Annotated in this window: 12 protein-coding genes; 11 read left to right on the forward strand and 1 reads right to left on the reverse strand. The window is 47.2% G+C overall.

Annotation, left to right across the window (positions count from 1 at the left end; genetic code table 11):
• The first annotated feature begins 50 nt into the window (after positions 1-50).
• From M0P91_RS13065 to M0P91_RS13115, 11 genes are all read left to right on the forward strand, one after another.
• A complete protein-coding gene (locus M0P91_RS13065) occupies positions 51-1,391 on the forward strand; it encodes an ammonium transporter (RefSeq protein ID WP_295068255.1) in 1,341 nt (446 codons plus the stop codon).
• A gap of 10 nt (positions 1,392-1,401) precedes the next feature.
• Positions 1,402-1,740, forward strand: a complete 339-nt coding sequence (locus tag M0P91_RS13070; protein WP_295068258.1) for a P-II family nitrogen regulator — start codon at positions 1,402-1,404, stop codon at positions 1,738-1,740.
• Between the two features lie 94 nt (positions 1,741-1,834).
• Entirely contained in the window at positions 1,835-3,013 is a 1,179-nt protein-coding gene (locus tag M0P91_RS13075; protein ID WP_295068261.1) for an ammonium transporter, read from the forward strand.
• Positions 3,014-3,267: 254 nt separating this feature from the next.
• Positions 3,268-4,275: a dihydroorotase gene (pyrC, locus tag M0P91_RS13080; protein ID WP_295068263.1), complete on the forward strand. Its 1,008-nt coding sequence runs from the start codon at positions 3,268-3,270 to the stop codon at positions 4,273-4,275.
• On the forward strand, positions 4,265-4,921 hold the full coding sequence (locus M0P91_RS13085; RefSeq protein ID WP_295068266.1) for a response regulator transcription factor: 657 nt from the start codon (positions 4,265-4,267) through the stop codon (positions 4,919-4,921). The genes pyrC and M0P91_RS13085 overlap by 11 nt, the downstream gene beginning before the upstream one ends.
• The gene (locus M0P91_RS13090) at positions 4,887-5,738 is read left to right on the forward strand and encodes a HAMP domain-containing sensor histidine kinase (protein ID WP_295068269.1); all 852 of its coding nucleotides are present in this window, start codon (positions 4,887-4,889) and stop codon (positions 5,736-5,738) included. The genes M0P91_RS13085 and M0P91_RS13090 overlap by 35 nt, the downstream gene beginning before the upstream one ends.
• A 130-nt stretch (positions 5,739-5,868) precedes the next feature.
• Positions 5,869-6,318: a TonB-system energizer ExbB gene (gene exbB / locus M0P91_RS13095; protein ID WP_295068272.1), complete on the forward strand. Its 450-nt coding sequence runs from the start codon at positions 5,869-5,871 to the stop codon at positions 6,316-6,318.
• A 200-nt stretch (positions 6,319-6,518) separates the two neighbouring features.
• Positions 6,519-6,902, forward strand: a complete 384-nt coding sequence (locus tag M0P91_RS13100; protein ID WP_295068275.1) for a biopolymer transporter ExbD — start codon at positions 6,519-6,521, stop codon at positions 6,900-6,902.
• Positions 6,903-6,984: 82 nt separating this feature from the next.
• Positions 6,985-7,680, forward strand: a complete 696-nt coding sequence (locus tag M0P91_RS13105) for a 2OG-Fe(II) oxygenase (RefSeq protein ID WP_295068278.1) — start codon at positions 6,985-6,987, stop codon at positions 7,678-7,680.
• 35 nt (positions 7,681-7,715) lie between these two features.
• On the forward strand, positions 7,716-8,690 hold the full coding sequence (locus M0P91_RS13110; protein ID WP_295068281.1) for a DUF475 domain-containing protein: 975 nt from the start codon (positions 7,716-7,718) through the stop codon (positions 8,688-8,690).
• Between the two features lie 276 nt (positions 8,691-8,966).
• Positions 8,967-10,481 carry a diguanylate cyclase gene (locus tag M0P91_RS13115; protein ID WP_295068284.1) on the forward strand — a complete coding sequence of 505 codons (1,515 nt, stop codon included), beginning with the start codon at positions 8,967-8,969 and terminating at the stop codon, positions 10,479-10,481.
• A gap of 186 nt (positions 10,482-10,667) precedes the next feature.
• Here the strand turns inward: M0P91_RS13115 and groL are convergent, their stop codons facing one another.
• Complete coding sequence (gene groL, locus M0P91_RS13120; RefSeq protein ID WP_295068287.1) at positions 10,668-12,296, reverse strand: chaperonin GroEL; 1,629 nt, start codon at positions 12,294-12,296, stop codon at positions 10,668-10,670.
• Positions 12,297-12,396 lie beyond the last annotated feature (100 nt).

Raw genomic sequence — 12,396 nt, forward strand, 5'->3', positions numbered from 1 at the left:
CGTGTAGAATTGTAGTTGAGATTTTGATCACACACAATAAGGAGAAGAAGATGAAGAGATTCATTTTACCATTATTGCTTTTGCCCCTTGCGGCATTTGCAGATGACGCTGTTGCTGCCGTTGCTGCTGTGGCTGAACCCGTACTGAATTCGGGTGATACGGCTTGGATGATGATGTCGACGGCGTTGGTCATGTTAATGACGCCGATCGGTTTGGCGTTGTTTTACGGCGGGATGACCCGTTCTAAAAACGTATTAAATACCTATGCAATGGTATTCGGCGCTTTTGCGGTCGGTTTTATCGCATGGGTTATTGCCGGTTTTTCTATCGCGTTTGGAACGATGGAAGGTCCGATGAATCAAGTGATCGGCGGTTTCGGTCATCTTATGCTCGGCGGTATCAGTTGGACGGAATTTGCCAGTGTTGATCTGGGTCAGCTCTATCCTAAATTTGTTTTTGTCGTGTTCCAGGGGACTTTTGCTGCCATTACGGTTGCGATTGTTGCCGGTTCGGTCATTGAGCGTATGAAGTTTTCGACGTGGATGGTGTTTGCGGCGATTTGGACCATCGTGGTGTATGCTCCGATTACGCACATGGTATGGGGCGGCGGTTACCTCTTTAACGAAGGTGCCCTTGACTTCGCCGGCGGTACGGTTGTTCACATGAACGGCGGTTTGGCCGGTTTGGTACTGGCTGTTTTGATCGGCAAACGTGCGGGATATCCGAAAACGGCTATGAAACCGGCAAGTGTTGTCTTGACGGCAGTGGGTGCAGGATTGCTATGGTTCGGCTGGTACGGATTTAACGGCGGATCGGCATTCGGTGCAAACGCCATTGCCGGAGTTGCGTATTTGACAACAACGATTGCGGCTGCGGTAGCCACGGTTACATGGATTATTCTTGAGAGTATGGTGTTTAAGAAAGCGACGTTGCTCGGTGCGGCAACCGGTGCGATTGCCGGATTGGTAGCGATTACTCCGGCAGCCGGTTTCGTAGGGGTTTCAGGTGCTTTTATCATCGGTATCGTCGGAGCGTTGATCGCTTTCTTCGGAGTCACGGTTCTCAAGAAAAAATTGGGGTACGACGACTCTTTGGATGCATTTGGGGTTCACTTCCTTGCAGGTCTTTGGGGTGCGGTTGCTACCGGTATCTTTGCTCTGAACGACAAAGCGTTGTTGTGGTCAGGACCGCTTAAAGATGCGGATGACCGTATGGGACAAATCATGGTTCAGTTGGAATCGGTTTTGGTAGTCGGCCTCTTTACTTTGGTCGGTACGGTTGTGGTCTACTATGTTGCGATGGCAATCACCGGCGGTGCACGTGTTAACGAAGAGCAAGAGAGCCAAGGGCTTGATGAGTCGGTACACGGTGAACGTGGCTTTAACCTATAAGGAGTAAATAATGAAAAAAATTGAAGCGGTTATCAAACCATTTAAACTCGAAGACGTAAAAGACGCATTGGCGGAGATCGGGATTACCGGAATGACGGTAAGCGAAGTAAAAGGGTACGGACGTCAAAAAGGGCACAGCGAGTTGTATCGCGGTGCTGAGTACGTCGTCGATTTTCTTCCGAAGATCAAAATGGAGATGGTGGTGGATGACGCGATGGTCGATCAAGTGGTCAATACCGTTGTTGAATCGGCCCGTACCGGAAAAATCGGTGACGGCAAAATTTTTGTCAGCGATATTGCTAAAATCGTCCGTATCCGTACGGGTGAAACGGACATTGAGGCGATTTAATCCTATTGATTAAAAAATAATCAATACTTCTTCTAAATTTCTAGAATTTGAATATATAATGCACACCTTTATCTTACGTATTAAAGGTGCTGCATTGGATACTGCTTACGTTATCGATACCCTTTTTACCCTTTTCTCGATTACCCTGATTATTTTAATGGTTCCCGGTTTCGCGATGCTTGAAGCGGGATTGGTCCGGACCAAGAACGTTTCGAGTGTATTGACGGTCAATATTATGATTTATGCGGTGGCATCCATGGCATTTATCTTAATCGGCTATTCTCTCGCATTCGGGGAGCTCCAAAGTGCCACGATGAGCAAATGGGCATTTTTTATGTTTCAAATGGCGTTTGTCGGAAAAGCGATCAATATTATGAGCGGCGGTGTCGGTGAGCGGGCAAAATTGTTGCCGTTAGCCCTATTTACCCTCATCATGGGGGGGATTATTTATCCGCTCGTCGTCAATATCAGCTGGGGAATGGATTGGATTAAAGATACGGTTTTTGATTTGAATATGGTCGATTTGGCCGGATCTACCGTCATCCACTCAACCGGCGGTTGGGCATTGCTCGCAGCCATTTTGGTGATCGGTTCGCGTAAGGGGCGTTATGTCAACAATCAAATCCGTGTTATTCCGGCATCCAATATCCCGTTGGTTGTTTTGGGGGCAATGCTGCTATGGATCGGATGGTTTGGATTCAACGGCGGTTCGGTAGGGTCCATTTCGACGAAAGAGGGAGCCGATTCGGTTGCACTGACCATTTTCAATACGAATATAGCGGGGCTTGCGGGTGCAATTTCCGCCGGAATCGTGACCTATACCCGTTACAAACTTTTTGATATCACGATGATTCTCAACGGTGCGCTCGGCGGACTGGTAGCCATTACGGCGGGTCCTCATCTGTATACTCTCTACGACTCTTTGCTGATCGGTCTGATCGGCGGGGTATTGGTGATGGTGGCGGTACCGCTGTTTGACCGTTTTCGAATTGACGATCCGGTAGGGGCGCTGTCGGTTCATTTGATTAACGGTATCTGGGGGACACTGGCTGTCGGTATTTTTGCCGCGAATGCGGCGGAGGGGATAACGTTTTTCAATCAGCTCAAAGGGGTTGTCGAGATCGCGGTATTTGTATTTACGGTCTCTTTTGCCGTTATCTACGCCATTAATAAGGTCATTGCATTCCGCGCAACGGATGAAGAACAGCAACAGGGGCTGGATGTCAGCGAATGCGGGTTGGAAGCCTATCCGGAGTTCAAACGGGCGATTTAACACTCTTGTAACACTTTTGCGTTACTCTTCTTCGGGGCTTTTTGCCCCCGTCTAAAAAGACACTTTTACCAACCTCATTGTATAATCTTTTTTTCTCCTCCTGAAGGATTTTATGGGTCTGTACCCATAACGGTCATCACGGAACGGATGAAGATGAGCTGAGGGAGAGGCGATGGACCGCTCGAAACGGTACGCCGGAGGGGATTGCCCCTTTGATTCTTGACGCGCACATACAATTGCAAAAGGTTTAATTTATGAAAACAGTTACTTTGACAATGCCGCTTGATATGCATTTGCACCTGCGTGACGGAGATATGCTTGAAACCGTGGCTCCGCTCACTTCGTACAGCTTCAGCGGAGCGCTGGTGATGCCGAATCTTGTCCCTCCGGTAACGACCGGGGAGATGGTCAAAGCGTATAAAAAACGGATCAAACATGCAATCGGACGGGATGATTTCGAACCCTATATGACCCTTTTTTACCAAAACTACACGCGGGCGTTTCTCGAAGAGATTCAAGACGAGATTATTGCGATCAAACTCTATCCCAGCGGTGTAACGACCAATTCGGAAGGGGGGGTGGCCTCGTTCGACATCGAGTCGATGCGCGAAACGCTCGAAGCGATGAGCGATCTGGGGATCGTCCTCTCAGTACACGGAGAGACGAACGGATTTGTGATGGACCGCGAAACGGAGTTTATGAGCGTTTATGAGATGCTGGCATCCAATTTTCCAAAACTCAAGATTGTTATGGAACATATTACGACTGCCGAGGCCGTAGCGATGTTGGACCGTTATGAAAATCTTTATGCGACGATCACGGTGCACCATCTGATGATTACCCTTGACGACGTGGCAGGGGGGATGTTGCGTCCCCATCTGTTTTGCAAACCGATCGCTAAGCGTCCTCATGACCGTGACGCTTTACTGAAAATTGCTTTGGAAGCCCATCCGAAAGTGATGTTCGGTTCCGATTCCGCCCCTCATCCGAAACATACAAAAGAGTCGTGCGGATGTGGAGCAGGGGTTTTTACCGCCCCGATCGCATTGCAGCTTTTGTGTGAGATTTTCGAAGAACACGACAAGCTGGACAACCTTCAATCTTTCGTCAGTGATAATGCACAGCGGATTTACGGTATTTGTGCCGAGTACAAAGAAGTTGTCCTCACCAAAGAGGATTTTATTGTCCCTGAAATTTACGGTACTGTCGTACCGATGAAGGCGGGTGAAACTCTCAAATGGCATCTAGAGCGTGTCGATTAATATCCTGCTGTTGGAAGACGATTTGCTCTTTGGCGAATCGATCCAGGATCTGCTTGAAGAGGAAGGGTATGCCCTCACACTGTGTCGTAACGGTCAAGAAGCGCTTGACGCGACGTTCAAACACAACTTCGACCTGTATCTTCTTGACATTAATGTCCCCCTTATCGACGGCCTCTCACTGCTTCGAGAACTTCGAGACTCATCGGATGAGACTCCCGCAATTTTTTTAACCTCCCATCAAGAGACGCAAATACTCTCCAAGGCATTTGAATGCGGCGGGGACGATTATCTCAAAAAACCGTTCGATACGGATGAACTGTTGGTACGGATTCAGGCTTTAATGCGCCGCAGCAAGGGGAAAAGCCGAAAAAACGTCGGAAATTTATCCTTGGATGAGGTGCATAAAAGTGTTTTTCTGGAAGGGAGTGAAATCGCATTATCGCCAAAAGAGTATCAGCTGATGGCCCTTTTTATCCGGAATGCAGGTGAAGTCGTTACCAAAGAGATGATTATGGACGAACTCTGGAGCGCATCGGAGAGTGTCAGTGAGGGGGCGGTTCGGGTCTACATTAACCGTCTCAAACAAGAGATCGGAAGCGAACGGATCGTCAATGTCCGCGCCCTGGGATACCGACTTGTTCCGTAGTGTCCAAATTGCTTTAACCTCGTTGTACATCATTGCAACGGCAATTTTGGTCAGCGGTATCTACTATGTTCATCAAATTGTAAAAATCGAGGGATGGGGGATTATCTTCTTTGTCTCTTTAGCCTTTTCGCTGATCGCAGGGGCAATTTTGGCCAAAATAGCGATTACACCGCTCAAAGAGCATTTTGACCATTTGGAGATTTTTTCCAAAGAGACCCTGCACGAACTTAATTTACCGATCAACACCATTACGGCCAATGTCGAGATGCTCCGCAAGACTCATACGGATGAAAAAAGCCGGAAACGGCTTGAGAGGATCGCCCAAGCGGTGGGGATGCTCAAAGAGCGCTACAACGAACTTGATTATCTGATCAAAAAGCAGATGGAGAGGGAGAGTGTCGATACGTTTGATTTAAACGAGCTGCTTCACGAACGGCTTGCATTTTTGCGCGCTTTGTACCCCAGCGTGACGTGGGAGATCTCTACCTCTTCGCGTGACGTTCGGCTTGATCGGATCGGTATGGGGAAAGTGATCGATAATTTGGTCGAAAACGGGGTGAAATACTCCCCCCCTCCGGCTTATATCCATATTGCATTGGAAGAGAATATTTTACGCATTTGTGATCATGGAGTTGGGATGGATGAGATCACCTTGATGCGAATTTATGAACGCTATTATCAAAACGACGACACGATGCCCGGGTACGGGATCGGTTTGGGACTTGTAAAACGCTATTGTGACCGCTATGGGATAGTGTTGCACGTCTATTCCAAACCCTCGGAAGGGACCTGCGTCACATTGGAATTTAAAAAATAGGTATCCTTTAGCGCTTAAAGCGAAAAAGGGGAAAACGGTTTCGGAGGAAGAGCCTCTTTTACTCTGAATCAAGAGCGGGATAGTATAATAAGCGTTTTAAAATAGGCAGAGTACAAAAGGGAGAATAAGAATGGAAAACAGTTGGTTGGTTTGGGCGCACAATAGTGTGGATTACGGCATCATCGGTATTTTGGTGTTGATGAGCGTCGTATCGTTGTGGATGTTTATTGAACGGTTGATGTTTTTCGGTGCTGTTCGTACAAACGAGTATGAGACCAAAGAGGAGCTTGAACTCGATTTGGGGAATAATGTCTCGACCATCGCAACGATCGGTTCAAATGCTCCCTATGTCGGACTGCTGGGGACGGTACTGGGAATTATGATCACGTTTTACACTCTTGGCGATGTCGGTGCGGTCGATCCGAAAAAAATTATGACGGGGCTGGCGTTGGCATTGAAAGCGACTGCGATGGGACTGGTTGTTGCGATCCCCGCCATTGTATTTTATAATATTCTTCTCCGGAAAATGGAGCGTATCCTGACGCTGTGGGAAATCGACATCCATAAAAAACAGGGGTGAATAGTAAAGTACGCAAGGGTACGTGAACCTATTGCTGAAGTAAACATAGCGTTACCTCCCCCTGACAAGTGCTTCAAAGGGAAGTATTTCTCGCGCATCCGACAGATGCGGGTAGCTTCAGGGGGGTGCAGGGGAAAAATTGCCCCCGCCACTTTATGGGCTTTGCCCAGAAAGTGCATAACATCAGTTAAGGAGAAAAAATGAGAATGAAACGGATCGATACGATCAATGTAATCCCCTTTATCGATATCATGCTGGTGCTGCTGGTCATGGTATTGACGACGGCAACCTTTATAAAAACCGGGCTGATTCCCGTCGATCTCCCCGAAGCCAAGGGGACGGCGACAGAGCACAAGCCCAGCGAACTCAAGCTGACGATTAAAAAAGACGGTACTCTTTGGCTCGGCGATAAAGAGCAGGTGAGTGTGGAGCAGTTTGAACAAAAAGTGACGGCAGGGGGGAAAGAGATGACGGTGGTACTCTACAGCGACAAAGAGGCGGCGTTTCAAAATTTTGTCGGTGTGATGGATGTTCTGAAACGTTTGGGGCACGAACAGCTTTACATTGTGACCGATAAACAATAAATTCCGCTCCAACGGGGCAAGCTTTAGCGCCATAGCGGCTAGCGCAGTCGAAGGGATTTTATCCCTTCGAAAAGGATGGATCATGCATCAGATCAGCAATTATGTTTATGCCCGCGATGCGTTGCGGGAGTGGGATATCCCGACCAAGCGGCTCCCTAACCCCTATCACGATTTCCCCTACATGGTTCTTGAAGGGGTGTTGCGTCCGTCCGAATGCCGCGCCATTACCGAAGCGGCACTGGCCGATCGCGAAGCGGTCCAAGCGGCTTTGAGAGGCCGCGACATCGATACGGCAATCCGTAAAACCGATATTCATACGCTGAGCTTTGGGCACCGTGCAAGCTATGAGGAGCGTTTTGCCGCAGTTCGCCGGGAGATCGAAACGTTTTTTTCCCTCTCTCTTACCGAATCGACCGATGTGCAGGTGCTGGGATACGAGAAGGGGTCGTTTTACGTCAAACACAGTGACGATTCCAGCGAACTGCGTGACCGGGAAGGCCATACGGTCGGTTTTCTCCCCGTTGCTCCGACGCGCAAGCTCACCACCGTTTTGTTTACCACCTCTTATACTCCCCATCCGACCGATAGCGACCATTTCAGCGGAGGAGAGCTTCTGTTTAACTACCTCTGCGATGCTTCGGGCCATACGATTACCCTGCGCCCCGAGGCGGGAGATATGGTCGTTTTTTTAAGTAATCCCTATTTTTCTCATGAAGTGCTGCCGGTCCGCGAGGGGTATCGCCTAAGCCTCGTACAGTGGCACAATGCCCACATATAGGTTATAATTCCCCATCTTTAATCTAAAGGGCACTCATGCGCTATTTTTACAGTTCATTCGTCATTATGGCGATGGGATTGATCGCCTCTTTTTATCTTGGCGGGTTTACCGCTATCTACATTACGCTTCTTCTGATTTTATTGGAAGTTTCTCTCTCTTTTGATAATGCGGTGGTTAATGCAAAAGTGCTTGAAACAATGGACCCGGTATGGCAGAAGCGGTTTATCGTTTTCGGTATCCCTATCGCGGTTTTCGGAATGCGGCTGCTGTTTCCGTTGGCGATCGTTGCGATTGTGACGGGGATGGGGCTGATGGAGACTCTTCAGGTCGCGATGAATGAACCGGAGCGTTACGAAGCGGTTCTCAAAAGTACCGAAACGACTATTTTTGCTTTCGGTGGAGCCTTTTTATTGATGGTCTTTTTGGATTTTTTCTTTGAAGAGCGGGAGATTAAATGGGTCAAGCTGGTCGAGAATTCGAAAATTGTGGAAAAATTTTCAAGTGTTGCAAATATCGAGCTGATTTTGGCGATCATGATCGGTATTACACTGGGGCATATTACCGGGAGTTTCGGGGTGATGATGGCCTATATGTACGGTGTTTTGCTCCACTCTCTTCTCAATACGGTCGATGATTTCCTCTCAACCGATACGGTCCGCAGCGGTATCGCCGGATTTATCTATCTGGAAGTATTGGATGCGAGTTTCAGTTTTGACGGCGTTATCGGAGCATTTGCCCTGACCAGCAATATTTTTATTATCATGATCGGTCTTGGGGTCGGGGCGATGTTTGTACGAAGTATCACCCTCTATTTCGTAGAGCATAAGACACTGTCGCAGTTTCAGTACCTCGAACACGGTGCCCACTATGCGATCGGGATTTTAGCCTGTATCATGCTGATGAAGATTACGACCCACATCAGCGAAGCGGTGACCGGGACAATCGGGATCGCCCTGATTGCCATTGCATTTTTGCATTCGGTATGGGAAAACAAAACCCGGAACCGCTGATTTTAGCCCTTTCCTGATACGGCACATTGCTCTCCTTTGGGAAGGGCAGTTTCTCTCACCATCCTCTTTTTCAAATCATCACGATTTCTATCCGGCAGCTGCACCAATACCGAAACGTATGCAAAAACATTAAAAAACGTCTAAAAATATAGTATTGGAAAATAAATAAGTTTAATTAAGAATAAAAAATGGTAGAATAAGATTATTTTGTGATAAATTACTCTATTTAATTGTGCATGGATCATCGTTATTGCTTTGATTGAGAGGATAGATATTTTGAGAATTGTTCAAACGTCGAAGCGGATGATATATGTTTTAATGTCCCTTATCGGTTTTATCACCATCATTTTTTTATACATGGGACACCTCCATTATCTGTTTGTTTTGGAGACAATCGTTGACGAAGAACGCGATGTCGCGTCGAAAATCTATACCAATACGTTTCAATTAGTGAGTGAGCATTATGAATCGGTCGCCAATAGTATTTTAATGAATGATGCTGTTATTGATGCTTTCGAGAGGGGGGACCGGAAGCAATTATTAAAGTTGACCGCACCGATTTACAAAGAATTGGTAGCCCAAAATCCCCATTTGAAGATTATGCATTTTCATACCAAAGAGAGCAGAAGTTTTTTGCGCCTTCATGAACCGGAAAAGTTTGGGGATGATCTGAGCGATTTTAGATACATGATCAACCGGGTCAATCATGAAAAGAAAAAACAAATCGGGATGGAAGTGGGACGGTACGGCATCAATTACCGGGTTGCATTGCCGGTTTTTAATAAAAAGGGGGAGCATATCGGGTCGTTTGAGTTCGGTATTGATATGAACTATGTTTTTGATATTTTTAGTAAAAATTATGGCATTGAAAGCATTGTTTTTGTGAATAAAGATATTTTCAAAATTATCCATAAAAATAACAAAAAATTAAAATACATCTCCTTTAATGATCACTATTATATTATTAATCCACAAGAAATCTGTCTAAATTCAATGGTTCCGGCATCGGTATTATCGGACAAATATGTATTGGTCAATTGCAACGGGATAGAAAATATGGTATTTCTCGTGACCGACATGAAAAGTGTCTTGGGGGAAGATATCGGAAAGATCGTTTTTGTCAAAAATATGGACGGCTATGCAAAACAAATTGCGATCATCCGAGGTATCTCGATCGCACTCGGCATCATCTTGATTCTGTTCTCGTTTTACCTCCTTCGAAAAATTCTAAATCGGTATGCCCATGTGATTCATACCTATCAAAGCCAGTTGGAAATCAAGAATCGGTCACTCACGAAAATCAGTAACATTGATCATCTGACAAAAGCGTACAACCGAAGATGCATCGAAAATGTCTTTAGAAAAGAGTTGCGGCGGGCTGCCCGCTATTTCAAACCCCTGAGTGTTATTATTTTGGACATCGATAATTTCAAAAAAATAAACGATATCTATGGACACAATAGCGGAGACAAAGTTCTGAAAAATGTCGCAAAAATTATTACAGGAATGATTCGGGAGACGGACCATTTCGGCCGCTGGGGGGGAGAAGAATTTTTAATCCTGGCTACCGAGACATCTCTTGAAAATGTTGCGATCATGGCGGAACAGATTCGAAAAACTTTGGATGCATACGATTTTTCAGAACCGCATAATGTCACGTGTAGTATCGGAATAGCGGAGTTTTCCGGCGAAGTGAATCTCGAAGATTTGGTTGCCAAAGCTGACAGTGCTCTCTACAAAGCAAAAAAAACCGGAAAAAACAAGGTGATGGCCTACCCCTTTGAGCAATAAAGGTTTCGTGGTATTCAATAGGTCTAATCATCAAAATTTATTATTGGAACAATGATTGATGGGAATTTGATTCGGATTATTTGAGGCATTTGGAAGGGAAGAGGGTAGCGGTAGATGAGAGTTGAGGCAGTCTATCTTTGTTTTCGGACACGAAAACGATAAGTGTTTATCGTTTTCGTAGCGTCCTTACATCATCCCCGGCATTCCGCCCATTCCGCCCATGTCCGGCATTGCAGGTTTCTCTTCTTTGATCTCGTGGATCGTTGCTTCGGTGGTGAGGAGAAGGCTTGATACCGACGTTGCGTTGGTCAGGGCTACACGCTCAACTTTGAGAGGATCGATGATCCCCGCTTCGTACATATCGACGTACTCACCGGTAGCCGCATTGAAACCGAGGTTTTCATTGGTGGACATGACGATCGTATTGACGACGACGCCCGCATCGTATCCCGCATTTTCAGCGATCTGTTTGACCGGTGCTTTGATGGCGCGGAGGATGATTTCCCATCCGATTTTTTGATCGCCGCTCAGATCATGGGATACTTTTGCCGCCGCACGGATCAATGCCGCACCGCCTCCGATAACAATCCCCTCTTCGACTGCCGCTTTGGTAGCGGAGAGGGCGTCATCGACGCGGTCTTTCTTCTCTTTCATTTCGGTTTCGGTCGCGGCACCGACTTTGATAACCGCAACACCGCCGGAGAGTTTTGCAAGACGCTCTTGGAGTTTCTCTTTGTCGTATTCGCTGGTCGTGCTTTCGATTTGGGTACGGATCTCTTTGATACGTGAGTTGACTGTATCTTTATCGCCCGCTCCGTCAACGATTGTTGTGTTGTCTTTGGTGATCACGACACGCGCAGCCTGACCGAGGTCGGCTACGGTAGCGCTCTCCAATGTACGGCCGATCTCTTCGCTGATCAATTGTGCACGGGTAAGGACCGCGATGTCTTGGAGCATCGCTTTGCGGCGGTCACCGAAGCCCGGAGCTTTGACCGCAGTGATGTTCAAAATACCGCGCAGTTTGTTGACGACCAAGGTTGCCAACGCTTCACCCTCGACGTCTTCGGCGATGATAAGAAGGGGGCGTGAACTTTTTTGGACTTGCTCCAATACCGGAAGAAGGTCTTTTAGGTTTGAGATTTTTTGGTCGAACAGCAAAATGAACGGATGGTCAAGTTCCACGGTCATTTTCTCAGAGTTGGTGATGAAGTACGGGCTAAGGTAGCCTCGGTCAAACTGCATCCCCTCGACAACGTCGAGCTCATCATTGATCCCTTTTGCCTCTTCGACAGTGATGACACCGTCACGGCCCACTTTGTCCATCGCTTCGGCGATCATTGCGCCGATACGCTCATCCGAGTTTGCGGAGATGGTAGCCACTTGTGCGATCTCTTTTTTATCATTGATCAGGCGTGATGCGGCTTTGAGCTCTGCCAAAATTGCTTCGGTCGCTTTGTCCATTCCCCGTTTGACTTCGATCGGATTGGCCCCTGCGGTGATGTTGCGAAGCCCCTCTTGGAAGATCGCGTTAGCTAGGATCGTTGCGGTAGTCGTACCGTCACCCGCTTCATCAGCGGTATTGGAGGCGACCTCTTTGACAAGCTGTGCTCCCATATTTTCAAGAGTATCTTTGAGCTCGACCTCTTTGGCAACCGATACACCGTCTTTGGTGATCAAGGGTGCGCCGTAGCTTTTTTGGATAAGGACGTTACGACCGCGCGGCCCCATGGTTACTTTGACCGCATCGGTAAGTTTTTGTACCCCTGCAGCGAGTTTATTGCGTGCGTCGTCTGAAAAATGGATCTCTTTTGCCATAGTATTCTCCTTAATTATTTTAATTTATACGCAATCGGAACGCGTCCCGATTGACTACGTTAACACTGGGTTTTCTTTGGCAGAAAGCCCGTGCACATTT

The organism is Sulfuricurvum sp. (assembly GCF_023229695.1).
Taxonomy (GTDB): domain Bacteria; phylum Campylobacterota; class Campylobacteria; order Campylobacterales; family Sulfurimonadaceae; genus Sulfuricurvum.